We start from the raw sequence: 24,163 nt of genomic DNA, 5'->3' as shown, positions 1-24,163 counted from the left end.
GCGGTCGTAGCTGAGGGCTCCGGCGGAGCTGAGCGTGCGGGGGGATCAGCTCCGGAGCCAGGTCCGGATCGATTCGCCGTCTGCGCCGAGCGTCGGCGGGGCGAGGTGGCTGCGCCGGGTCGTCTCGATCTCGCCGTCCGGGCCGGGGGCGAAGAAACGCAGCGGCGGCCCGGGCAGCACGAGCGGACCGAGTGTCCGATGCTCGACATCGATCTTCAATCCCTGCGACGCGGTCTGGTCCCACTCGTAGACCTGGTCCAGGGTGCGCACCTTGCCCGCAGGAATGCCGGCGAGCGCCAACCGGGCCAGCAGCGGTTCGGATTCGATCCCGGCGAAGGCACTCTCCAGAAGATCGATGACCGCCTGGCGGTTGCCCACCCGATCGCTGTTGGTGGCCATCCCGGACGCCGTCGGGTCGAGGTCGAACTCTGTGCACAGCCGTCGCCACAGACCTTCACTGCCGCAGGACAACTGGACGGTCCCGGCGGCGCAGCGGAACAGGCCGTACGGCGCGATCGAGGGGTGGTGATTGCCCTGGGCGTGTCCCACCTTCCCCGCCACCGTCCAGCCGGTGCCCTGGAACGCGTGCACGCCCACCACGGCCGCCAGCAACGAGGTCCGGACGACTTGCCCTTTTCCGGTGCGTTCGCGTTCCAGCAGCGCAGCGAGCAGACCGTAGGCGCCGTACATCCCGGCCAGCAGGTCACCGATCGGTACTCCGACGCGCTGCGGATCGTCCGGTCCTGAGCCTGTCAGCGACATGAGACCTGCTTCGCCCTGGGCGATCTGGTCGTATCCGGCGCGGCCGCCTTCCGGACCGTCGTGCCCGAAGCCGCTGATCGCCAGCGTCACCAGCCGTGGGTTCAGCTCGGCCAGCACGTCGGTCCCGAAGCCGAGTCGGTCCAACGTGCCGGGCCGGAAGTTCTCCAGCAGGATGTCGGCGCGACGCAGGAGCTCGGTGAGAACGGCCTTGTCGTCGTCGTTCTTCAGGTCGAGGGTGATCGACTCCTTGTTGCGGTTCGTCGACAGATAGTAGGTCGACTCCTGCTCGCCGTGCTCGGGCTGCACGAAAGGCGGCCCCCAGGAACGGGTGTCGTCCCCCGTCCCGGGATTCTCGACCTTGATCACCCTGGCTCCGAGGTCACCGAGCATCATGGCCGCATGCGGACCGGCCAGTGCCCTGGTCAGATCGATCGCGAGCAGGCCGGCCAGCGGCCCGTGCGGTGCCTCCGAGGTGCGCGGGGAATCCTCGTGAGGTGGTTCCTCGTGCACTGAGCTCAGCCCTTTCGCGACTTCGCCGCCGATGTCAGCTGCGGGGCGACCTCGAAGAGATCGCCGACGACACCGTAGTCGGCGATCTCGAAGATCGGGGCGTCCGGGTCCTTGTTGACGGCGACGATCGTCTTGGACGTCTGCATGCCCGCGCGGTGCTGGATCGCACCGCTGATGCCGAGCGCGATGTACAGCTGCGGCGACACGGTCGTTCCGGTCTGGCCGACCTGGAACTGGTGAGGGTAGTAGCCGGAGTCGACCGCGGCGCGCGAGGCGCCGACAGCTCCGCCGAGCTCGTCGGCAAGCTCCTCCACCACGTAGAACTTGTCGGCCGAGCCGACCCCTCGGCCGCCGGAGACGACCACCTTGGCGCCGCCCAGGTCCGGTCGGTCGCCGACCTCCTCGGGGAGCCACTGCGTCACGGTGGTCGCGGTCGCCGGATCGATGACGGTCTCCAGCGTGACGACCTCGGGTGACCCGACGGGGGGTGCGGCGCCCTCGATCGAGTTGGCCCGCACCGAGATCACCGGAATCCCGGAGGTGACCTGGTACCGCGTCGTGTACGCCCCGCCGAACACCGACTGGGTCGCCACCACGACGCCGTCCTCCGCCGTGACATCGACGACGTCGGCGAGCAGGCCCGAATCCAGGCGCACGGCCAGGCGTCCGGCGACCTCGCGACCGTCGAAGGTCGCGGCCAGGAGCACCGCCGCCGGTGCGTCCGCGGTCGCGGCAGCTGCCGCCAACGCGGCCACCACCGGGGTCAGCAGTACCTCGCCGGGATCGACGGACTCTGCGGCGTAGATCTTCGCCGCACCGGCGGCGCCGAGGGCCGCGGCCAACGCAGCAGCGGTGCCGACCGGGCCGACGACGACGGCGGCGGGCGCCCCGATACGGGCTGCGGCAGCGAGCATCTCGCCGGTGACCTTCTTGAGCGAGCCTTCCGAATGTTCCACCAGGACCAGCACCTCTGACATGTTTCTCGGCCGTTTCTGTAGCAGGAGTGAGGGGCGCTCAGTAGTGACGGGAGCGCAGTAGGGAGGGGACGGGCAGGTGCGGTGGGACTAGTTTTCAGACCAGGCGCTGCGCGATGAGGTACTCGGCGATCCGGCCGCCGCCGGTCCCGTCGTCGGAGATCTTCTCGCCGGCCGTCTTCAGTGGGCGCGGCCGGCCGGAGACCACCTGGGTGGTTGCGTTGGCCAGGCCGAGGTGTGCGACGTCCATCCCGAGGTCGGCGGCGGACAGGGTGCTGACCGGCTTCGACTTGGCGGCCATGATGCCCTTGAAGTTCGGGTAGCGCGGTTCGCCGATCTTCTCGTTGACCGAGATGACGGCGGGCAGCGCTGCCGAGACCTTGGCGGCGCCACCCTCGACGACGCGCTCGGCGGACAGGGTCGAGCCCTCCACGGTCACCGTGACCACCGAGGTCACCGCCGGCAGCCCGAGCCGCTCGGCGAGCATCGCCGGCATCGACGCGGTCCGGCCGTCGGTGGCCTCGTTACCGGTGATGATCAGATCGAACGGCAGGGTCTTCAGGGCAGCGGCCAGTGCGGCCGAGGTCTGCAGTGCGTCGGAACCCGCGAACGCCTCGTCGCACACGTGGACGGCCTTGTGCGCCCCCATGGCCAGCGCCTTGCGGATCGACTCGGAGGCACGGGCCGGGCCCATCGTCAGGACGGTGACGGTGCCGCCGTGTTGCTCGGTCAGCTGGAGGCCGATTTCGACGCCCTTGGAATCGATCTCGTCGATCACCGCGTCCGAGGCGTCACGGTCGAGGGTCCAGTCGGACTCGTGGAGCTTCCGCTCCGAATAGGTGTCGGGTACCTGCTTGATCAGAACGACGATGTCCACGGTGGGTCCTCTGCAAGGGTCTGATGGGTGGTTGGGTGGCGGGTTCAGCTGTTCTCGAAGGCGGGGGTGCGCTTCTCCATGAACGCCGACATGCCGATCTTCTGGTCGCCGGTGGCGAAGGTCGAGTGGAACAGTCGCCTCTCGAAGCGCACGCCCTCGGCCAGGGTGGTCTCGAATGCCCGGTTGACGGCTTCCTTGGCCATCGAGACGATCGGCGTGCTGTAGGCGGCGATGGTGGCGGCCACCGACAGCGACTCGGACATCAGCTCCGCCAACGGGACGATCCGCGACACCAGGCCGGCCCGTTCGGCCTCCACCGCGTCCATCACCCGTCCGGTCAGGCACATGTCCATCGCCTTGGCCTTGCCGACGGCGCGGGTGAGCCGCTGGGATCCGCCGATCCCGGGAATCACACCGAGGCGGATCTCCGGCTGCCCGAACTTGGCATTGTCGGCGGCCAGCAGGATGTCGCACAGCATGGCCAGCTCGCAGCCGCCCCCCAGGGCATGCCCGGCGACCGCCGCGATCAGTGGTGTCCGGAGGTCGGCGAGTCGGTCCCAGTCCCGGAACAGGTCGTCGAGGTAGACCTGCGGGAAGCCCTGCGGCTGCATCTCCTTGATGTCGGCGCCGGCGGCGAAGGCCCGGTTCGACCCGGTGATGATGATGGCCCCGATGGCCGGGTCCCGGTCCATCTCGGTGGCGGCGGCCACCACCTCCAGCATCAGGGTCCGGTTCAGCGCGTTGAGCGCCTCGGGTCGGTGGAGGGTGATGCGCCCGACACCGGCGGCGTCCGGCGGCCGATCGACGAGGATGGTCTGGTGGTCGGTCATCGCGTCACTCCTTGTAGATCAGAGGGGTAGGGCCGGACCAGGCCGGGGAACGGCGGGTCACCGGCGGACCGGAAGAACTCGGCGACCGTGTCCACGGAGACCTCCGCGAAACGGCCGGCCGACCATTTCGGTTGCCGGTCCTTGTCGATCACCGCAGCTCGGATGCCCTCGACGAGGTCGGGGGACCTGATGGCCGCACCGACCATCGAGAACTCCTGGTTCAGGGCCTGTTCCAGGGTCGCCCCCGACCCCCTGAGCCCGCGGATCGCCTGCAGCGCAACCAGTACCGACGTCGGGCAGGCCGCGCAGATCGCCTCCGCCGCAGCCGTCGCCCCAGGCATCCCGACGCGGCGGAGGTTGTCGACGATCTGCTGGGCGGAATCGGAGTCGTAGCAGTGGTCGATCCAGTCGCGCTGTGCGACCAGTGTGCTCGGCGGCGGGGGCGATTCGAGAGAACGGATCGCGGACTCGACGCCGTGGGCGGCGATGGCGCCGAGCAGGTCGGTCAGCTTCTGGTGCTCGATGTAGTGGTCCGTCATCCCCAGGGCCATCACATCGCCTGCGGCCAGACGTGTTCCGGTCAGTGCGGCGTGCAGACCGAGCCAACCGGGGGAGGCGGCCAGCAGGAGGGTTCCCCCGACGTCCGGCACCAGGCCGATGTTCACCTCGGGCATGGCCACCTTGGAGCGGTCGGTGACGATGCGATGGGACGCGTGCGCCGAGATCCCCACACCCCCGCCCATCACCACCCCGTCCATCACCGCCACCAGCGGCTTGGGAAAATGGGCGACGGCCGAGTTGAGCCGGTACTCGTCCCGCCAGAACTCAAGGGATTCCCGACCACCGGACCGGGCGTCGTCGTAGATGGCCCGGATGTCGCCGCCGGCGCAGAGGCCCCTGTCGCCGGCGCCGTCGATCAGCACGGCGGTGACCTCGTGGTCGTGGGCCAACCTGTCCAACGCGACCGAGAGCAGCTGCACCATCTCATGTGTCAGGGCGTTGATCGTCCCGGGCCGATTCAGGGTGAGGCGGCCGATCCCGTCGTGGATCCGGACCAGGACCGCGGGGTCAGCCGGTGGAGAGGATGCCACCTCCGTCATCGGCCGACCAGCGACCGCGCGATGACCATCTGCATGATCTCGTTCGTCCCTTCCAGGATCTGATGGACGCGCAGGTCCCGGACGATCTTCTCGATGCCGTACTCGGCGAGATAACCGTAGCCGCCGTGGATCTGCAGCGCACGATTGGCCACGTCGAAACCGGTGTCGGTGGCGAACTTCTTCGCCATCGCACACAACTGCACCATGTCCGGACTACCGGAGTCGATGGCGTCGGCGGCCTTGAACAGGAGCAGCCGGGCGGCCTCCAGGCCGGTGGCCATGTCGGCCAACGCGAACTGCAGGGACTGGAAGTCGCTGATGCTCCTGCCGAACGCCTTCCGGTCCGCGGCGTAGGCCAGGGACCGCTCGAGGGCGGCCCGTGCGCCTCCGAGAGAGCTCGCACCGATGTTGACGCGGCCCCCGTTCAGGCCGCTCATCGCGATCCGGAAACCGTCGCCGGGGGCGCCAAGCATGTCGCCGGCCGGTACCCGGACCTGATCCAGGATCACCTGACGCGTGGGCTGGGCGTTCCAACCCATCTTGGTCTCGTTCGGCCCGAACGACAGGCCGGGTGCGCCGAGTTCGACGACGAACGCCGAAATCCCCTTGGCCCCGGTATCGGCGGTCCTGGCCATCACCACGTACACGCCGCTGGCTCCGGCACCGGAGATGAACTGCTTGACGCCCGTGAGCAGGTAGTCCTCACCGTCCCGGACGGCCTTCGTGGTCAGCGCGGCCGCATCCGAACCGGCTCCGGGCTCGGTCAGGCAGTAGGAGCCGAGCGTCTCCATCGAGCACATCGACGGCAGGACCCGCTGGCGGAGCGCGTCGTTGCCGTAGCGGTCGATCATCCAGGCGGTCATGTTGTGGATCGAGATGTAGCTGGCCAGCGACGGGCAGCCGGTGGCCAGGGCCTCGACGATCAACGCGGCGTCCAGCCGGCTCAGACCGGAGCCGCCGACGTCCTCGTTCACGTACATGCCGCCGACGCCCAACTCGGCCGCCTTGCGGAAGACGTCGAGCGGGAAGTGCTTGGTGCGGTCCCACTCGACCGCCTGCGGAGCCAGGAATTCGTCGGCGAACTGCCTGGCCACTTCGGAAAGGGCCCGGTGGTCGTCGGTGAGGTCGAACATGGGAGGCACCTTCGGCTCGGCGTAGCGGTGAACGGGAGAAGCAAGGGTGGCGGTGCTGGGGGAGCAGCTATATCAGGGGCGGCAGCGGGGCTGCACCCCTGATGTCCTTTGTACTCCGACTAGTCTGTGCTCCGACTATCGGACGACCTAGTACCTGGGGCAAGTCATTGCGGCCCACATCACACCGGGGCCCGGCGTGATGTGAACCGCGGCGGACTCAGCCCAGTTTGACGTTGATCTGCTTGGTCTGGGTGAACCCCTCGATCGCACCCTCGAGCGAGAACTCGCGCCCGGATCCGCTGGCCTTGTAACCGCCGTAGGACTGCCCGATGACCTGGCCGCCGCCCTGGTTGACCTGCACCCACCCGGAGTCGATCCGGTGGGCGGTGTCCAGCGCCTCGGTGAGGTTCTGCGACCAGATGAAGGCCGCAAGACCGTAGTGCGAGTCGTTGGCCATGGCGATCACCTCCTCGCGGTCGCTCCAGGCGATCGCGACCAGGACCGGGCCGAAGATCTCCTCCTTGGCGATCCGCCAGGTGTTCTTCACCCCGGCGAAGATGGTGGGCCCCTGGTAGAAGCCGTCGAGCCCGGCCGGGGTGAAGTCCTCGCCGTCGAGCACCACCCGCACTCCGGGCTGGGACTTGCCGTCGGCGATGTATTCCTTCACGCTGCGGTGCTGGGACTCGTTGATGATCGCGCCCATGTCCGTGGCCTCGTCCAGCGGATCACCGACCACCAGTGCGGAGGCCTTGCGGGCCACTGCTTCCAGCACGATCTCGTAGACGCTCTCGTGGATGAACAACCGCGACCCTGCGGTGCACGACTGGCCCTGACGGGAGAATCGCATGCCGAGCAGGATGCCGTCCGCGGTCGCCTCGATCCGATCGGGGGTCGCAGCGTCGGGGAACACGATGGTCGGGCTCTTGCCGCCGAGTTCCAGGGAGGTGTGGGCCAGCCTCGCGCCGGTGACCTCGGCGACGTGGCGGCCGATCTCGGTGGAGCCGGTGAAGGAGACCTTGTCCACACCGGGATGCTCGAGCAGCGCCTCGCCCACCACGCTGCCCTTGCCGGTCACCACGTTCAGCACCCCGGGCGGCAGGAAGGCGGCGGCGATCTCGGCCATCCGCAGGATCGTCAGCGGGGCGTCGGCGGCCGGCTTGAGGATCACCGCGTTCCCGGCGGCCAGGGCCGCCGGCACCTTCATGCCGGCGATCATCAGCGGCGAGTTCCACGGCAGGATGGCGGCGACCACGCCCAGCGGTTCCTTGCGGGTGTACTGCAGCTGATCGTGCCCGGACGGCAGCACCGTGCCCTTGAACTCACCCGCGACGCCGCCGAAGTAACGGAACAGGTTGACCAGCGTCTGCGACTCCGGCCTCGCCTGCGGGCGCAGCGCGTTGCCGGTGTCGGTCGCCGTCAGCAGGGCGAGCTCCTCGGCGTGCTCGGCCAGTGCGTCTGCGATGCGCAGCAGCGCGAGCTGGCGATCCTTGAAGTGCAGGTCGCGCCAGGCCGGAAATGCCCGACGGGCGGCCTCGACGGCCCGGTCGACGTCGACGGACCCGCCCTGGGGAACCCGGCCGATGACCAGGCCACGGCGACTGGGGCTCAGGACCTCGGACCAATTGCCGTCCTGCCCGCCGACCCACTCGCCCCCGATCAGCATCGGGTAGTCGGTGACGTCGATGTCGGAAGCAATGCTCATGATGACCCTCGGTTCACGATCGGTGGGGAGGTGATCTCGAATGCGGTGCAAAGGTGGGGGAGCAGGAGATCCGACCGTCAGGACGGCTCCGCCGCCGTCAGGCTGCCATCGAACAGTTTGACCAGGGACGCACTGTCCCGGCCGCCCCAGCCCAGCTCGACCATCTTGTCGAGGTACTGGACGACCAAGGCGGCGAACGGGAGATCGGTCGCCGTGCTGCCGCCGGCTTCCAGGGCCAGCCCCACGTCCTTGCGCATCAGGTTGACGGCGAAGCCGCCCTGGAAGTCCCGGTTGACGGCGGCATTCGCAACGACACCCTCGACGGGATACCAGTTCCGGAGCGCCCAGCTGTCGCCGGAGGAAACCGAGGCGATCTCGAAGAAGGTCTTGGGATCGAGGCCGAGACGACCGGCCAGGACGGATCCTTCGCACAGCGCCGCGAGGTTGATGCCGAGCATCATGTTGTTCGCGATCTTGGCGGCCTGCCCGCTGCCGCCACTGCCGGCGTGGAAGATCCGGCCGGCCATCACCTCGATCAACGGTCTGGCCTCCGCCAGATCGGCGTCCGCCCCGCCGACCATGAACGTCAGCGTGCCCGACTCGGCACCGAACACGCCGCCGGAGACCGGGGCGTCCAGGAAACGGAATCCGGCGGCCGTCACCGACTCGTGCAGCGCTCTGGCCGTCTCGATGTCGATCGTCGAGCTGTCCACCACCAAGGTGCCCGGCCGCAGGTGGGCGAGCACGCCCTCGGGCCCGGACATCACGGACCGGACGTGTCGGCCGGCCGGCAGCATGGAGAACACGACGTCGACATCGCCGACGGCCTCGGAGATCGAGCCGGCGATGCTCACGCCGGCGGCAGCGGCGGCCCCCCGCGCTGCGTCGCTCAGATCGAATCCGGTGACCAGGTGTCCGGCCTTGACGAGATTGGCGGCCATCGGGCCGCCCATGTTGCCGAGGCCGATCCAGGCGATCTTCATCCGAGCTCCTTTGCCCTGCGAATTGCCGTGCAGAAAATTGCTGTGCACTCCCATCCTGGACCTGGGTCGGCGCGCGCACAACGCAGACTTCCGGACGTGGGCTGTGCAAAGATGCACATCGACGACGGCGCCGGTGCGGGCGACGGTGCCGCCCGCCCGGAGGCGCCCTTGACAGCTGCTCGACGGAAAGAAGGAACCGGGACCGGTGGCGAGCGCAGACGACCTGCTGGTGCTGCTCGAGGTCGCCCGCAGCGGCACCTTCGCGGCGGCCGGTGCGGCGCTGGGCATCGAGCACACCACCGTTTCGCGCCGGATCACCGCGCTGGAAAGAGATCTGGGCTCTCCGGTGGTGGTGCGTACAGCCAGGGGGTGCGCTCTCACCGAGTTCGGACGGGCCCTGCTCGACGGTGCGGAGCGGATCGAACGGACCATGGTGGCGGTCGGTGAACTGTCCGGTGCGCCCGGGCACCCCGGAGCCGCGCTGACCGGTCTGGTGCGGATCGCCGCACCGGAGGCGTTCGGCGCCTGCTTCGTGGCCCCGGTGATGGCCAGGGTGCACCGCCGTCACCCCGCCGTCACGCTCGAGTTGGTGACGGCGACCCGCCCGTTGGTGCAGGGCGTCGGTGCCGACCTCGAGATCGGTGTCGGCGGACCGGCTTCCAGTCGGGTGGAGGCCTTCACCCTGGCCACCTACACGCTCGGTCTGTATGCCTCGGACGACTACCTGCGCCTGCGCGGCCGGCCCCGGGAGAGGGCCGAACTGGTCGGCCATTCGCTGGTCTACTACATCGACTCACTCCTGCGCGTCACCGACCTGGACCTGATCGGGGAACTGTTCCCCGGCGGCTCGGTGCAGATCGGCTCGACCAGCGTGCACAGCCAGATCCAGGTTGCGCAGGCCGGCGGCGGAATCGGGATCCTGCCGAACTTCCTGGCCGGTCGGACCGCCGGCCTGACGCGATTGCTGCCGGCCGAGGTCGACGTCCCGCTGACCTTCACCGCGGTGCTCGCGCCACGCGTACTGCGTCGTCCGGCCGCCGCCGAGGTGTTGCGCGAACTGCGCGAGGAGGTCGATCGCCGCAGCGCCGAGTTGCGGCCGGCCTGAGGACGTTCGCTCTGTCGACGGGTTCTCGTCGATCGCGCAGTTATCGGCGGGAAGTGCCATCGATATCGTGACATCGAAATCTTTCACGATTCAGTGGTGAACCCTACAGCGGGGAGAACAGTTCTCGGGTGTCCTGATCGGTAGCGTCTGAATCACTACGGGTGCAACAGATCAGCCGGGTGCACATCAGCGCGGAGCTGCCGCTCGACCGAAAGGGAACCCACCATGAGACTGCTGATCTTCGGGCCGCAAGGTGTCGGCAAAGGAACCCAGGCTGCATTGCTGGCACCGCACTGGGGTATTCCGCACATATCGACGGGCGATCTGTTCCGCGCCAATATTGCGGCCGATACGTTTCTGGGTCGGCAGGCCAGGACCGCCCTCGAATCGGGTGAGCTGGTGCCCGACGGCATCACCCAGGGAATGCTCGCCGACCGGCTGAACGAAGCCGATGCCGCACAGGGCTTCCTGCTGGACGGATTCCCCCGCAATCCGGAGCAGGCCGAGTGGCTGGAGAGCATGATCAGCGGGACGCCCGGCATCGATGCCGTCATCCTGCTGACCGCTCCCCACGATGTCCTGGTGCAACGGGCACTCCAACGTGGCCGGCTGGACGACACCCTGGACGCCATCGAGCGGCGCCTCGGGCTCTACCACCAGGTCACCGAACCGTTGCTGCGGTACTACGGCTCTCTGGTGGAGGCCGTCGACGGCGACCGGGCCGTGGAACTGGTGCACCAGGAGATCATCGGGCGGATCGGCGATCGCACCTCGGTGCACTGACCGGCGCAATCCTCGGATCTGGTGGCCACCGCTGGCTCGGTGCCCGCGACGGTCGGCCCGGTGGAGTCGCCGCAACGATGTCACAGCGCTGATGTCACAGCGGTGATGTCACGAGGCTGGTGTCACAGCGTCGACGGGTCCAGATCCAGCGTGGTCCGGTCGAGGGTGGCCAGCAGGTCGAATCGCCAGTGCACGGTGGGCAGTTCGAAACGGAAGAAGTATCGGGCGGCGGCGCGCTTCCCCTCGTAGAAGGCGCCGGATTTCCCGGCCGCGGCCAGCACCTGTTCCAGCCAGATCCAGGCGACGACGACATGACCGGCCGCCTCCAGGTAGACGGTGGCGTTGGCCAGGGCCTCTGAAGCGTCACCCCCGGCCCACAGACGCTCGGTGACGGCTACCAGCCGGTCGACGGCGACGGCCAGCGCGGCCGCCTGCCCGGCAGCCTCTGTCGTCGAGGCCGACGCCCGCTCGACGGTGCTACGGATCGTGCGGGCCAGCAGCGCCAGTCCCGCGCCGTCCTCGGCGGTCACCTTCCGCCCGAGCAGATCCAGGCCCTGGATCCCGTGGGTGCCCTCGTGGATGGGATTGAGCCGGTTGTCGCGGTAGAACTGCTCGACGGGGTAGTCACGCGTGTACCCGTAGCCACCGTGTACCTGGATGGCGAGATCGTTGGCCGCCAGACACCACTGGGACGGCCAGGACTTGGCGATCGGCGTCAGGACGTCCAGCAGCCGTGCGGCGTCCGCCCGCTGCGCATCGGTGGTGGCGGTCCGCTCCCGGTCCACCAGGTTGGCGCAGAACAGGATCAGCCCCAGACCGCCCTCGGCAAAGGACTTCTGGGCCAGCAACATGCGCCGCACGTCCGGGTGATCGATCAACGGCACCGGGGGTGTGGCCGGATCCTTCGCGCCCACCGGGCGACCCTGCGTACGGGTGCCCGCGTATTCCAACGCATGCAGGTAGCCGGTGTAGCCCAGGGCGACGGCGCCGCCCCCCACCGAGATCCGGGCTTCGTTCATCATGTGGAACATGTAGGTCAGACCGCGGTTCTCCTGGCCGATGAGATACCCGACGGCACCCGGCTGCCCATCGGGCGTGGTGGCGCCCTCACCGAAGTTGAGCAGGGTGTTGGTGGTGGCCCGGTAACCCATCTTGTGGTTCAGACCGACCAGCGAGACGTCGTTGCGCTCACCGATCCCGCCATCCTGCCCGACCAGGTGCTTGGGCACGATGAACAGCGAGATCCCCTTCACTCCGGCCGGTCCACCGGGGGTCCTGGCCAGCACGAGGTGCACGATGTTCTCGCCGAGTTCGTGGTCGCCCGCCGAGATCCACATCTTCGTGCCGAAGAGTCGGTAGGTGTCGTCGGGCTGCCGGATCGCCTTGGTGGTGATGTCCGCCAGCGAGGAACCGGCCTGCGGTTCGGACAGGCACATGGTTCCGTACCAGCGGCCTTCGATGACCGGTCTGGCGTACTGCTCGATCTGTTCGGCCGAGCCGTGGGCCACCACCAGGTTGGCGTTCCCGGCCGCCAGGAAGGCGTAGGCGAAGGCGCCGGTGCTGGCCGCCTGGAAGTACATCGACGCCGCCTGGTGCAGGGTCAGCGGAAGCTGCATCCCCCCGAGTTCGTGGTCCAGGGTGCTGGCCGGCAGACCGGACTCCGAGTAGATGGTCAGGGCCTTGGCGATCTCCGGGATCAGCACGACCCTGCCGTCCGGGCCGACCGACGGCTCGTGCAGGTCCGCGGCCCGGTTCAGCGGGGCGAACTGCTCGGTAGCGATTGATTCGCTGAGGTCCAGGACGGCGTCGAACGTCTCGCGGCCGTGCTCGGCGAAACGTTCGTGCGAGGTCAACGAAGTGACGTCGAGCCATTCGTACAGCAGGAATTCCAGATCCCGGCGGGACATGATCAGTGAACGCGGCATCAGGACTCCATCCCATCGGTGCCCGATCGGCACCCATGACGCCCATTATTCCGGTTCGGTGGGGTGCGGCCTCCGGTCGTGTCCGGTTCGACGCCAATGGCCTCCGTTCGCCTCCGTTCGCCGCCGTTCGCCGCGGGTCGGCGGGCGCTCAGCCCATCCCGCCGATCCTGTCCGCCTCGATGGTCAGGAGCAACCGCACCTGGTCCCGTCCGCCGTACCAGGGGTAGGGCGTCCCGAGGTACCTTTGGGCCAGCTTCTCGATGTGGTCGACGGCGCCGTCGGTGGTGATGTCGACGACCCGTCCGCGGACCGAGAAGTAACGGGAGGGGTTGGACGGGTCGGAGATGTTGAGCGCCACCCGCGGGTCGCGGTGGATGTTCTTGATCTTCTGGAACCCCTGCATGGTGTTGATCAGGACGTGCTCGCCGTCGGTGTCCACCCAGGTCTGGGTGAGCTGCGGTGATCCGTCCGGCATGGTGGTGGCGATGTAGCAGGGACTCGGTTGCGTGAGCAGTTCCAGCAGTCCTTGGGGCAGGGTCATGACGGCGTCCTTCCGGGCACGGTGCCGATACCGGGGCCGGTCCGGCCGATCTCAGCAGACCACACCGCCCGGGCGCATCACCCGGGCGGGCCCGGCCGGCTCGGGGAACAGGTCCCCGGGATGCCCCGGAAATGGGAGTGTCAGCATCAGGATCCGGCTCGGTGACCGGCAAACCTTCTCCGGTCACGGTGACGGGTGAAGAACGTCACCGGCTCGACCCCTCCGGCGCGGGCTCCGACTGATCCATCGTGTAGATGGGTACCGGACCGGAGCGGGCCGAGTGGGCTCGGGTCCACCGCGATCGGTGCGATCTGTTGCAGCAAGGATGACTCGAGCAAAGGTGCGCGACATGAGACTGCCAGGACCTCAGGATCTGTTCCGGCTCGTCGGGCAGGGCTTCGATGCCGCCGAGCGGGCCATCGCCCTGGTTCCGCGCCTGGTGGTCGTGATCGACCAGGTCGAGGATCTGCTCGCCCAGGTACAGGTGGTCGACGCCGAGATCCAGGAGATCGCCGTGCACTCGGCAGGCGTCGTCGTCCGTACCGAGAACGTGGTGGCCAGGGTCGAGCGGGTGGTCGGCCGCGCCGAGTCGCTGACGGCCAGGGTGACGCCGCTGCTGGACAGCTACCAGCCGGCGCTGGAGCTGCTCCAGCCGATGATCGCCCGGTTGGCCGAGACCACCAGCCCGGCCGAGGTGGACGCCATCGTGCAGCTGGTCGACGCCCTGCCGGAGATCGTCGACAAGTTGCAGAAGGACATCCTGCCCGTCCTGGACACCCTCGGTACGGTCGCGCCGGATGTGCGCGACCTGCTGGATGTCTCGAAGGAGTTCAACGAGATGCTGGGCGCCGTCCCGGGACTCGGTCGGGTGAAGAAGCGGATCGAGGAGAGGCAGGAGCTCGAGGACGAGTCCCGCGCGAACGAGTACCGCGCCGACGAGGCGCCGCCGGCGGCACCGGAGCGCCGGAGCTGACCATTCCTGCCGTTCTCACCACCCTCTGATCTGATGCTGCTAGCTTGCGAACAGGGGGGCGGTCGACCCCACACGGGTGGGCTGGACGCAGCCCCGGTCGGACGGGAGGGAGCCTTGTGGTGGTAGCGGTTCTCGCCGCGCTGGCGAGTGCTTTCTGCTTCGCACTGGGCGCGGCCCTGCAGCATCGCGAGGCGCTGGTGGTGCCGAGCGCCCACGTCGCCGACGTCCGTCTGCTCTGGAAGCTGTGCCATCGTCCGTGGTGGCTGGCCGGCACGGTCGCCGATCTCGGGTCGATGTCGTTGCACATCCTGGCCCTCTCGCTGGGCACCCTGGCCCTGGTCCAGCCGCTGGGGGTGACCGGACTGGTCTTCGCGATCCCCCTCGCCGCCGTCCTGCGGCGGCAACGCATCCGGCGGCTCGACATCCTGGCTGCGGTCGGCGTCGTCGGCGGGCTGATCGCGCTGCTGAAATCCCTGCCGTCGAACGCGAGCGCCGGCGTTCCGTCCGTGTGGTCGGTGGTGTGGATGGTCGCCGGGGTGTTGGCCGCGGTCACCGCGCTGACCTTCGGGGCGCATCTCGCGCCGGGTCGACCTCGGGCGTTGCTGCTGGCCGGAGCCGCCGGCACCGCGTTCGGCCTGACGGCGGTGCTGGTCAGGACCCTGCTGATATCGGTAAGGCAGCCAGCATCCGGCCCGGTGGTGATCGCGGTGTCGGTCGCGATCGCTCTGCTCGGGCCGTACGGATACCTTCTGCTCCAGGGCGCCTATCGCGCCGGCCACTTCGCCGCCTCGATCGCGGCCACGACCGTGCTGAATCCCTTGGTCGCCGTCGTGGCCGGCGGCCTGCTGCTGCACGAGAGACTGCCGACCGGACCGGGCCATCTGAGCGTGATCGGCGGGGCGGTCCTGGTGATCTGCGGCGGGGTGGCGCTGCTGGTCCGGTCGCCGGCCATCCTGAGTCTGGCGCCCGTCGAGGAGCACCCGACCCAGGAGGACGGCGCGCGGCCGCACGTCGTCGAGATGGCCGGGGCCCGCGCCGACTCCGAGTGAGTGGTCGTCCTCGCACCACCGACGACCGGAGACGGCCGGGACCCGAGCCGTTGCGTCAGCCGGCGATGAAATCCAGCAGCGCGGCGTTGAACTCGGCGACGTGGCTCGCGTTGATCGCGTGGGGGCCGCCCTGGATCAACACCAGCTTGGCGCCCGGGATCAGTTCGGCCGAACGCTTGCCGCTGACCTCGAACGGCACCACTGCGTCGGAGTCACCGTGGATGACCAACGTCGGGATGTCGATCTTGGCGACGTCGCCGCGGAAGTCGGTCTTGCCGAACGCCGTGACGCAGTCCAGCGTGCCCTTGGGCGAAGCGAAGGAGGCGATCTCCCGCGCGTAGACGCGCTGCGCCTCGCTGACGGTGAGCTTGTCGCCGGCCGTGAAGAAGTTGGTGGTGAAGCCGTCCAGGAAGGCGATCCGGTCGCCCGTGATCCCGTCCTGGAAGCCGGCGATGGTGGCGTCGTCCAGGCCGCCGTCCGGGTTGCCGTCGGTCTTGTAGAGGAAGGGCGGGACGGCAGCGGCCAGCACGGCCTTCGACACCCGGGAGGTTCCGTAGGTGCCGATGTAGCGCACCACTTCACCGCCGCCCATGGAGAAGCCGACCAGGGTAACCTCGTGCAGATCGAGATGGGTCAGCAGAGCGTCAAGGTCGGCGGCGAAGGTGTCGTAGTCGTATCCGTTCCAGACCTGCGACGACGCGCCGAAACCGCGACGGTCGTAGGTGATGACGCGGTGCCCGGCCGCGACCAGGGCGGGGACCTGGTTCTCCCACGAGCGCCCGCTCAGGGGCCAGCCGTGGATCAGCACGACCGGTGTGCCGGTGCCCAGGTCCTCGTAGTGCAGCTCGATCGGGGCATCGTTCTCGGTCCCGACGGTGAATTTCGCCATGATGATCTCTCCTCGTTCTGATCGGATCGTGCGAGTACACCCCGAGCCTAGTAGGTGCGACTAGATCGTGCACGACAGAAGAGAGTGAAAAGAAGAACGGTGCGGTCGGGTGTGCAAATTACGCGCGGACCGCAGTCAGTTTGGCCGTCAGGGCCTTGATCTCGGCCACGAGTTCGCCCTGTTCCTCGAGGGAAAGACCTGCTGCGTCGCAGATCTGGCTGGCCACCCCGACTGCTCGCCGTTCCAGGACGCGTCCCTGACGCGTCAGTGCGACGACCACCGAGCGTTCGTCCTGCGGATCGCGGCTCCGATGGACCAGGCCCATCATCTCCAGGCGCTTCAGCAGCGGCGACAGCGTGGAGGACTCCAGTCGCAGTCGTGCACCGATCTGCCCGACGCTGCTGTGACCGTCCTCCCACAGCAGCACCATCACCAGGTACTGGGGATAGGTGAGCCCCAGCGGTGCCAGTGGGTCCCGGTAGCGGGCCGTCATGGCTCTGGAGGCGCTGTAGAGCGCTAGGCACAGCTTCTCGTCCAGGGGCTTGGCCTCGGCTCCGGCAATCAACTTCATCCACCCAGACTAGCCAACAGTGTGCGATTGGGTCGTGCACGAGAGAATCCTTGCAGTCGAGCTGCTCAGGCGGGCAGGAACACCCGGCCGGACACCGCACTGCGCAGGGTGCGCAGGGCGACCGTGCCCCACGCTGCGAGCAGGACGACGTACAGCGCGACCGCGAGGCCGTGGATCGCCGACGATCCCGCAGTGGTGCCGAGGCCGGTCGCGCCGGTCACGCAGGTGCCGATCGGGAAGGTGAAACTCCACCAGGTGAGGGAGAACCTCAGGTGCTGACGGGCTGCATGAACGGTCAGGGCGGTCGCGAGGACGAACATCAACGCGCCGAACCCGCCCATGGAGATGCCGTAGATCAGTCCGAACACCCGCAGACCCTGGGCGAACGGATCGGCGATGGCGGATCCGGCGGCGTTGCCGAGCAGGTTGACGGCGGTGACGGACTGGCCGATCATGCCCAGGGTGATCCAGACCGTCGGAGCGGCCTGCACCGCAGGCATGCCGGCGTGCAGCAGACGCGAGTAGATCAACGTCATCGTCATCATGCCGATGACCAGGCTCATCCCGAACATCGCGTAGCAGGCCAGCAGAAGGGTGAGGCGGGCCTGTCCGGCGGGCATGTGGGGCAGCAGGAGGGCGCCGGTGGAGGCGGACACCATGGGCGGGACGATGGGCATCAGCCACGCAGGCAGGGCCGTCGCGGTGCTCTTGTCATGACGGGTGATCATCCGGAAGGGCACCCAGAGGCTGGTGGCCAGACCGGTGACGGTGCCAGCGCCCCAGAGCACGAAGTCCACGGCGACGGCCGCATTCGTCCCGATGACGTCCCGGCCGACCAGCAGGGTGCCGGCACCGACCGTCAACAGGGCCATCGGCGGGGCGCCGTAGAACTGACCCATCACCGGATGCCGGGCGTACCGGCGCGCGTTCGCGCGATGGCGGACCCAGTGCACGGAGAAGGCGGCCGAGAGGGCGACCAGGGCGAACGCCGCCGAGAGCCAGACGCAGACCGCGAACACGCGGAGCCCGATCACGTGGACGGGCAGGGTGGCAGCGGCGTTGGCCACGATGCCGGTGCCCATCACGGCGGCGAACCAGTTGGGCGTGATGTTCTCGAACACCGCTCCGGGATGTTCCAGGGCGCCGAGCAACCGGTGGCCGGAGCTCGATCCTGCGGTGGCGGCGCAGTGGTCGGCGGTGGCTGGGGGACGCAGGTGGGTCGCAGTGCTCATGACGACCACGATGCCGGTCGGCACGACCCGCGGGTAGAGGGCAATTGCTTGTCCCGACACAAGTGGAGCTTGTGTCACCATGGAAGGATGCTGAGCCGCCGCGTCCCCGATCTGATCGCACTGCAGCTGCTCCTGGCCGTGCAGGGTTCCGGCAGCCTGGCCTCGGCGGGGGCCGCTCTCGGGATCACCCAGCAGGCCGCATCGCTGCGGATGAAGGCCATGGAGGCGCAGATCGGCGTGCCGTTGCTGATGCGCAGCAGCCACGGATCGTCCCTGACGGCCGCCGGAGCGCTGGTCGCCCAGTGGGCGGCGCCGGTGATCGCCTCCGCCGACCGACTGGACGCCGGGATCGGATCATTGCAGAACACCCGGGACGCGCACCTGCGAATCGCGGCGAGTCTGACCATCGCCGAGCACCTCGCCCCCCGATGGTTCCTCGCGCTCCGGGCCGGCCAGCTGCGATCCGGGCAGGACCTGACGGACCTGGAGCTGACCACGACCAACAGCGGGGCGGTGGTGAGGGCGGTGATCGACGGCTCCGCCGATCTCGGCTTCATCGAGGCGCCCGGTGTCCCGACGGCCGTCCGGTCGAAGGTGGTGGACCACGACCACCTGGTCGTCGTCGTGGCCCCCGGTCACCCGTGGGGACGGCCAGGGCGTCAGGTCACGGTGGAAGAACTCGCCGGCACACCGCTGGTGAGCAGAGAAGTGGGATCCGGGACCCGGGATGCGTTCGTCAGGGCGCTCCAGGCGACGCTGCCCCGCGCCGCGCCATCGGCTCCGCCGGCGATCGAGCTGGCCACCGCCGCGGCGGTCCGCGCTGCGATCGCCGCCGGTACCGCTCCGGGCGCGATCAGCGCGCTGGCGGTCGCCGACGATCTCGCCCTCGGCCGTCTGGTGGAGGTGTCGATCGCCGGTCTCGACCTGCGTCGCGAACTGCGGGCGGTCTGGCGGTCCAGCGCCCAACCGCCGGCCGGTCCGGCCAGAGCGCTGGTGGCGGTGGCGATCTGGTCGGGGCGTCTGCCAGGCTCGGGGGCGTGAACGATCTCAGCGCCTTCATCTCCGGGCTCCCGAAAGCCGAACTGCACGTCCACCAGGTCGGGTCCGCCTCACCGGCCACCGTCGCCGCGCTCGCCGCGCGGTACGAGGGGCAGACCACCGTCCCCAGCGATCCGGACCGACTGGCCGACTTCTTCACCTTCACCGACTTCGCCCACTTCATCGAGGTCTACCTCGCCGTCGTCGACCTGATCCGGGACGCACAGGACGTCCACCAGCTCACCTACGACGTGGCCAGGGGCCTGGCCGAGCAGAACGTCCGCTATGCGGAACTGACGGTCACCCCGTTCACGTCGGTCCGCAGCGGCGTGCCGGCCCCGGAGTTCTGCGCCGCCATCGAGGACGCCCGGGTCCAGGCCGAACGCGACTTCGGGATCCTGCTCCGCTGGTGCTTCGACATCCCCGGCGAGGCCGGCGTCCCGGCCGCCGATGTCACGCTGGACATCGCCCTGTCCCTGCAGCCGGCGGGCCTGGTCAGCTTCGGACTCGGAGGACCGGAAATCGGCGTGCCCCGCCCGCAGTTCGCGCGGCATTTCGCCGCCGCGAGGGCGGCCGGGTTGCACAGCGTGCCGCACGCGGGCGAATCGACCGGCCCGCAGACCATCTGGGACGCGATCCAGACGTTGGGCGCCGAACGGATCGGGCATGGCATCACCGCGGCTCAGGACCCACTCCTGATGACGTACCTGGCGCAGCACCACATCTCGTTGGAAGTGTGCCCGACCTCCAATGTCTGCACCCGGTCGGTGGCCTCGCTCGCGGAGCACCCGCTGCCGGCTTTAATGGCGGCCGGGGTACCGATCACGATCAACTCCGACGACCCTCCCATGTTCTCCACCACCCTGGACCGGGAGTACGGCGTGGCGGCCTCGATCCTGGGACTGGACGCCCCCGGTGTAGCCGGCCTGGCCGAGGCAGCCGTGCTCGCCTCGTTCGCTGCGCCGCCGGACAAGGCCCGGATTCTGGAAGAAATACGCCAGTATCTCGCCGTGTACCGCGACATTGCGTAACATTTACCTCTAGCATCTCACTGAATGTCACTGGTGCACTGTCACAGGGGCTGAATCGACCGGCGGCCCGAGTGGTGTCGGTCGATCGGTCTGTCGTTCGTCATCGGATCCGTGGAGGCTGCGAAGCATGGGCGGAAGGGCGGTAGACAGACTTGGCCGCGCCCTGCGCGGAGGGCGTCGGCGCGCCGGTCGGCTGTTCGGCCGCGGCGGGACCGGGGCCCGCCTGGAATCCGAGCGAAGATTCCGAGAGGTCTTCCTGGCCAGCCCGGTGGGGATGGCGCTGGCCGACGAGAACGGGTTGTTCGTCGAGGTCAACCCGGCCTGGTGTGCACTGCTCGGGCGTCCCCCCGAGGCCTTGCTCGGGCATTCGGCGACGGAGTTCATCCACGACGAGGACCTGCGCCAACGCAGCCCGACGGGAGAACTCCCCGGGCGGACGATCGACGAGGACGGCGTGCTCCGGGTCGAGCGGCGATGGGTCCGGCCGGACGGCGAAATCCGGTGGGGCTGGCTGTCGGTCGCTTCCGTGCACGGCCCGGCCGGCGAGAAGTGGACCCTGGCCCACGCGCAGGACCTGACCGAACGCAAGCGCGTCGAGTCGGAACTGCAGCAGTCGCAGAACACCCTGACCGCGGTGGCACGGGTCGCCCACTGCGTGCAGTCCGGTGAGGATCCTCGTCCCGTGCTGGCCGCCGAGGTCCGCTGGCTCTCCCAGGCGTCGTCGGTCACGATCCTGGAGTCGACCGGGGTGGGCACCCTGACGGTGACCCACAGTCTGGGACACGAACTGGCCGGCGTCCAGATCCGGACGATGACCGGCGCGATCCTGCGCATCTGGCTGGGCGGGCCACCCGAGTTCATCACCGAGGCCGGCGACGACGACTGGGGCTTCGGCGACCTACCCGTCCCGGCGTCGACCGCAAGCTCCTGGTGGCAGCCGCTGTCGGACAGCGAGAGCATCATCGGCGTTCTGGTCGTGACCTGGGACCACGTCGTCGACGGACCCGACGGCCGGTCGGTGACATCGGTCAGAGCTCTGGCCGACGAAGCCGCCTCGGTGCTGACCGCCGCGAGGGTACGGATGGAACTCGAGACACTGGCCGACACCGATGCCCTGACGGGTCTGTCGAATCGGCGGGGGTGGCAGGCGAGCCTGCGGGATCTGGCCTCGACGGCGCGGCAGTCCGGCCGCCCGTTGACCCTGGCCCTGATCGATCTCGATCACTTCAAGTCGTACAACGATGCCTACGGTCATCACCACGGCGACGTGCTGCTGCGGAATTTTGCGGCACGGGCCCAGGGCATGCTGCGCAAGGCGGACGTGATCGCCCGGTGGGGCGGTGAGGAGTTCGCGATCGGACTGCCGGGCTGCGGAGCCGCGGACGCCGGACCACTGCTCGACCGCCTGCGGCAGGTCGTCCCGGACGGCCAGACCTGCTCGATCGGGTACGCGACCCTGTTGCCCACCGAATCGCCGACCGAGTGCCTCGTGCGAGCAGACTCCATGCTCTACCGCGCCAAGCGGGAGGGTCGCAACCGCGTGGTCGGGGCCGCCGATTCGACCGCGCCATCCGCCGACTGAGCGGACCGCGGGGCTGATCCATCGCCCACCCGGTGTCCATCGCACCCGGTGTCCATCGCACTCGGTGTCCATCGCACTCGGTGTCCATCGCGCACCCGGTGGCGGTCGGCGTGTCGGACCACCCGAACCCCTACCCGTCAGCACTAGGCTGACGGACACTCCGAATGGCAGCGGGCGCTCAGCGAGCCTCCGGATAGTTGTTCGTGCCCATGGGTTCTGAAGATCCGGCCGCCGTTGTCGATAGCTTGCCACCGATCCCGTCCTGGCTGTTCGCAGGGGCAGGTCCCGGTGCGGAGGGAGCGCGATGACGTCGAAATCCCGGGACGGCCGGACGGGTCTGGCCGCGCCGGGCCGGGCCGCCGGGCAGACTCGTCGTGGACAGCGCCCCTACGCCACCGGTCTGGATGGCATCCGAGCCATCGCCGTCGTCTGCGTGGTGCTATATCACGCGGGGGTGCCCGGCTTTCGCGGCGGCTTCGTCGGCGTCGACCTGTTCTTCGTGCTGTCCGGGTACCTGGTGACGACCCTGATGCAACGGGAACACGATCTGACCGGACGCCTGGACGTACCCGCGTTCTTCCGGCGGCGTGCCACACGTCTGCTGCCCGCGCTGGGATTCATGCTCGTCGTCGTCTGTGCCGCGACCTTGATGCTCGGGCGGGACCTGGGAGCCGGTCTGCGGAGCCAACTACTGGGGGCCTTCACCTTCTCCAGCAACTGGGTGCAGATCTCGACCGGGTCGTCCTACGTCGACCGGGCGGAACCGGCGGTGCTGACCCACCTGTGGTCACTTGCCGTCGAGGAGCAGTTCTACCTGCTGTGGCCGGCGATCGCCCTGTTGTTGCTCGGCGCCGTCGGAGCCCGGCACCGCCGGGTGGGACTCGTCCTCGCGGCTGCGCTCGCATCGGGTGCGTTGATGGCCACCACGTTCTCCTCCGGGATGGATCCGACCAGGGTCTACGTCGGGACCGACACGCACGGGTTCGGCCTCCTCCTGGGCGCCGCACTGGCTCTGGGCCGGCCGTCCTCCGACGTCGATCCGGTTCGACGGACCAGGCCGATCGCTCCGACCGGGCTCGCCTGCTCCGCCGGGCCGATCGCCCTCCTCACGGTGCTGACCGGGGTGGCGGTGCTCACGGACTCCTCCCCGCTCACCTTCCGCGGCGGTCTGTTCGGCATCGACATCGCGGCGGTCGTGCTGGTCGCCGTCACCGTGCGCGGGGCGGGTCCGGTCGCCCGGCTCCTCGGCCATCGGGCTCTTCGTTGGTGGGGGCTGCGTTCCTATGCGCTGTACCTGTGGCACTGGCCTGCGTTGGTGATCGCCGACCGGACGCTGTCGGCGATCGTCGGCCGAACGGCGTCCGCCGCCATTGCGATCGGCGTGGCGGTGGTGGCGGCGGAGGTCTCCTGGCGCATCGTCGAGCAACCCGTGCGCCGGTGGGGCGTGGCCGGCTACCTGGCATCGATCCGGGTCACCCTGCTCGGCGGTCCGGTCCGGGTCCGTCGTCGCAGCGCCGGGTGGGCGGCCGCCGGATCGTTCGCCCTCGTGCTGGCCCTGGCCGCGTGCAGCGTCGTCGCCGCTCCGCGCGAGAGCGAGCTCGCTGTGTCGCTGGCGGCGGGGGAGCAGGCCATCGCGGCCGCCGGCCACTCGACGGACCCGGATCCGTCACCCAGGACGGCGCCGGCCGTGTCGCACCGGCAATCGTCGTCGGTCGCCGCTCCGGTGATGAACGGGCTCCCCACCTCGAGCACGACCACGACCTCGACCTCGACCTCGACCACGACCACGAACTCCGGTTCGACCTCGACCACGAGCTCGACCTCGACTTCGAGGTCGCCGGGGAAGCCCCTCATGACGCCGTCGCTCCCGCCGTCGACGAACCCGCGATCGCCGCAGCACACCACGGCGGCGCCACCGCCGTCGAGGGCCGTCCGGCGCCCGGTCACCGTTGCCGTACGGGCGCCACCGGAGGTGCCGGCCATCACGGGCGGCGATCTGAGCGCCATCGGCGACTCGGTGATGCTGGCCTCGGCGCCGGCCCTCCTGGCACGCTTTCCCGGCGCCGATCTCGATGCGGTGGTGGGCCGGCAGCTGTGGGATCTGGGTTCGGTGATCGCGCCGAAAATCGCCGAGGGCACCCTGCGGCGCGATCTGGTGGTCGGCCTCGGGACCAACGGGACGGACTCGGCCGGCCACATCGAGGCCGCACTCACCCAGGTCCCGGCCTCCACGGTGGTGGTGCTGGTGAACAGCTACGTGCCGGACGGCTGGCAGGACGTGGCCAATACCAGTCTCGCCACGGCGGCGGCTTCGCGACCGCATACCTGCGTGGCGGACTGGCACGGAGCGATCAGCGCACGACCCGGGCTGCTCGGTGCGGACGGCATCCACCCGTCGGGGCCGGGCGGCGAGCTGTATGCCTCGGTCATCACGGACGCCTTGAGTCGTTGCCGGTGACGGCTCGGCGTACTCGTCGCCGTCAGGTCGATGTGTGCTCGCCGTCGGATTCGGTCCGAAAGCTGGCGTAACCGTCTGATCACAGTGCACAATGACCTCAGCACTGCAGTTGCTG

21 protein-coding genes are annotated in these 24,163 nt (G+C 69.1%); 8 read left to right on the top strand and 13 right to left on the bottom strand.

What is annotated here, in order from left to right; all coding sequences use genetic code 11:
- Positions 1 to 45 precede the first annotated feature (45 nt).
- The 8 genes from H7F38_RS18645 to mmsB all read right to left on the bottom strand — a co-directional run bounded on the left by H7F38_RS18645 (position 46) and on the right by mmsB (position 8,871).
- Complete coding sequence (locus tag H7F38_RS18645; RefSeq protein ID WP_187091224.1) at positions 46 to 1,272, bottom strand: CaiB/BaiF CoA-transferase family protein; 1,227 nt, start codon at positions 1,270 to 1,272, stop codon at positions 46 to 48.
- Between the two features lie 5 nt (positions 1,273 to 1,277).
- Positions 1,278 to 2,249 carry an electron transfer flavoprotein subunit alpha/FixB family protein gene (locus tag H7F38_RS18640; protein WP_187091223.1) on the bottom strand — a complete coding sequence of 324 codons (972 nt, stop codon included), beginning with the start codon at positions 2,247 to 2,249 and terminating at the stop codon, positions 1,278 to 1,280.
- Positions 2,250 to 2,343: 94 nt separating this feature from the next.
- Entirely contained in the window at positions 2,344 to 3,123 is a 780-nt protein-coding gene (locus H7F38_RS18635) for an electron transfer flavoprotein subunit beta/FixA family protein (protein WP_187091222.1), read from the bottom strand.
- 44 nt (positions 3,124 to 3,167) lie between these two features.
- Positions 3,168 to 3,953 (bottom strand): enoyl-CoA hydratase, encoded by a 786-nt coding sequence (locus tag H7F38_RS18630; RefSeq protein WP_187091221.1) that lies wholly within the window; start codon positions 3,951 to 3,953, stop codon positions 3,168 to 3,170.
- Entirely contained in the window at positions 3,950 to 5,053 is a 1,104-nt protein-coding gene (locus H7F38_RS18625; protein WP_187091220.1) for a 3-hydroxyisobutyryl-CoA hydrolase, read from the bottom strand. The genes H7F38_RS18630 and H7F38_RS18625 overlap by 4 nt, the downstream gene beginning before the upstream one ends.
- On the bottom strand, positions 5,050 to 6,186 hold the full coding sequence (locus H7F38_RS18620; RefSeq protein WP_187091219.1) for an acyl-CoA dehydrogenase family protein: 1,137 nt from the start codon (positions 6,184 to 6,186) through the stop codon (positions 5,050 to 5,052). The genes H7F38_RS18625 and H7F38_RS18620 overlap by 4 nt, the downstream gene beginning before the upstream one ends.
- 217 nt (positions 6,187 to 6,403) lie before the next feature.
- A complete protein-coding gene (locus H7F38_RS18615; RefSeq protein WP_187091218.1) occupies positions 6,404 to 7,888 on the bottom strand; it encodes an aldehyde dehydrogenase family protein in 1,485 nt (494 codons plus the stop codon).
- Positions 7,889 to 7,965: 77 nt separating this feature from the next.
- Complete coding sequence (gene mmsB / locus H7F38_RS18610) at positions 7,966 to 8,871, bottom strand: 3-hydroxyisobutyrate dehydrogenase (RefSeq protein WP_187091217.1); 906 nt, start codon at positions 8,869 to 8,871, stop codon at positions 7,966 to 7,968.
- 205 nt (positions 8,872 to 9,076) lie between these two features.
- Here mmsB and H7F38_RS18605 point away from each other — a divergent pair, with 205 nt between their 5' ends.
- A complete protein-coding gene (locus tag H7F38_RS18605; protein WP_187091216.1) occupies positions 9,077 to 9,976 on the top strand; it encodes a LysR family transcriptional regulator in 900 nt (299 codons plus the stop codon).
- 225 nt (positions 9,977 to 10,201) lie between these two features.
- The gene (locus H7F38_RS18600; protein WP_187091215.1) at positions 10,202 to 10,759 is read left to right on the top strand and encodes an adenylate kinase; all 558 of its coding nucleotides are present in this window, start codon (positions 10,202 to 10,204) and stop codon (positions 10,757 to 10,759) included.
- A 122-nt stretch (positions 10,760 to 10,881) separates the two neighbouring features.
- Here the strand turns inward: H7F38_RS18600 and H7F38_RS18595 are convergent, their stop codons facing one another.
- Positions 10,882 to 12,684: an acyl-CoA dehydrogenase gene (locus tag H7F38_RS18595; RefSeq protein ID WP_187091214.1), complete on the bottom strand. Its 1,803-nt coding sequence runs from the start codon at positions 12,682 to 12,684 to the stop codon at positions 10,882 to 10,884.
- Positions 12,685 to 12,832: 148 nt separating this feature from the next.
- Positions 12,833 to 13,225 carry a PPOX class F420-dependent oxidoreductase gene (locus tag H7F38_RS18590; RefSeq protein ID WP_187091213.1) on the bottom strand — a complete coding sequence of 131 codons (393 nt, stop codon included), beginning with the start codon at positions 13,223 to 13,225 and terminating at the stop codon, positions 12,833 to 12,835.
- Between the two features lie 349 nt (positions 13,226 to 13,574).
- Between H7F38_RS18590 and H7F38_RS18585 the strand changes: the two genes are divergently transcribed.
- Both H7F38_RS18585 and H7F38_RS18580 read left to right on the top strand, forming a co-directional pair.
- On the top strand, positions 13,575 to 14,198 hold the full coding sequence (locus tag H7F38_RS18585; protein WP_187091212.1) for a hypothetical protein: 624 nt from the start codon (positions 13,575 to 13,577) through the stop codon (positions 14,196 to 14,198).
- A 119-nt stretch (positions 14,199 to 14,317) separates the two neighbouring features.
- Positions 14,318 to 15,247: a DMT family transporter gene (locus H7F38_RS18580; RefSeq protein ID WP_187091211.1), complete on the top strand. Its 930-nt coding sequence runs from the start codon at positions 14,318 to 14,320 to the stop codon at positions 15,245 to 15,247.
- A 55-nt stretch (positions 15,248 to 15,302) separates the two neighbouring features.
- On the opposite strand, the gene H7F38_RS18575 is transcribed toward H7F38_RS18580, so the two are convergent.
- From H7F38_RS18575 to H7F38_RS18565, 3 genes are all read right to left on the bottom strand, one after another.
- On the bottom strand, positions 15,303 to 16,136 hold the full coding sequence (locus tag H7F38_RS18575; protein ID WP_187091210.1) for an alpha/beta fold hydrolase: 834 nt from the start codon (positions 16,134 to 16,136) through the stop codon (positions 15,303 to 15,305).
- A 118-nt stretch (positions 16,137 to 16,254) separates the two neighbouring features.
- Positions 16,255 to 16,707 (bottom strand): MarR family winged helix-turn-helix transcriptional regulator, encoded by a 453-nt coding sequence (locus tag H7F38_RS18570; protein ID WP_187091209.1) that lies wholly within the window; start codon positions 16,705 to 16,707, stop codon positions 16,255 to 16,257.
- 65 nt (positions 16,708 to 16,772) lie between these two features.
- Positions 16,773 to 17,939: a TDT family transporter gene (locus H7F38_RS18565; protein WP_187091208.1), complete on the bottom strand. Its 1,167-nt coding sequence runs from the start codon at positions 17,937 to 17,939 to the stop codon at positions 16,773 to 16,775.
- Between the two features lie 87 nt (positions 17,940 to 18,026).
- On the opposite strand from H7F38_RS18565, the gene H7F38_RS18560 reads away from it, so the two are divergent.
- The 4 genes from H7F38_RS18560 to H7F38_RS18545 all read left to right on the top strand — a co-directional run bounded on the left by H7F38_RS18560 (position 18,027) and on the right by H7F38_RS18545 (position 24,048).
- Complete coding sequence (locus H7F38_RS18560) at positions 18,027 to 18,980, top strand: LysR family transcriptional regulator (RefSeq protein WP_187091207.1); 954 nt, start codon at positions 18,027 to 18,029, stop codon at positions 18,978 to 18,980.
- A complete protein-coding gene (locus H7F38_RS18555; RefSeq protein WP_187091206.1) occupies positions 18,977 to 20,008 on the top strand; it encodes an adenosine deaminase in 1,032 nt (343 codons plus the stop codon). The genes H7F38_RS18560 and H7F38_RS18555 overlap by 4 nt, the downstream gene beginning before the upstream one ends.
- A gap of 127 nt (positions 20,009 to 20,135) precedes the next feature.
- Positions 20,136 to 21,590 (top strand): sensor domain-containing diguanylate cyclase, encoded by a 1,455-nt coding sequence (locus H7F38_RS18550; protein WP_187091205.1) that lies wholly within the window; start codon positions 20,136 to 20,138, stop codon positions 21,588 to 21,590.
- A 304-nt stretch (positions 21,591 to 21,894) separates the two neighbouring features.
- Positions 21,895 to 24,048 (top strand): acyltransferase family protein, encoded by a 2,154-nt coding sequence (locus H7F38_RS18545; protein ID WP_187091204.1) that lies wholly within the window; start codon positions 21,895 to 21,897, stop codon positions 24,046 to 24,048.
- Positions 24,049 to 24,163 lie beyond the last annotated feature (115 nt).

Source organism: Nakamurella sp. PAMC28650, from assembly GCF_014303395.1.
Taxonomy (GTDB): Bacteria; Actinomycetota; Actinomycetes; order Mycobacteriales; family Nakamurellaceae; genus Nakamurella.
This window is presented reverse-complemented; position numbering and strand designations above follow the sequence as displayed.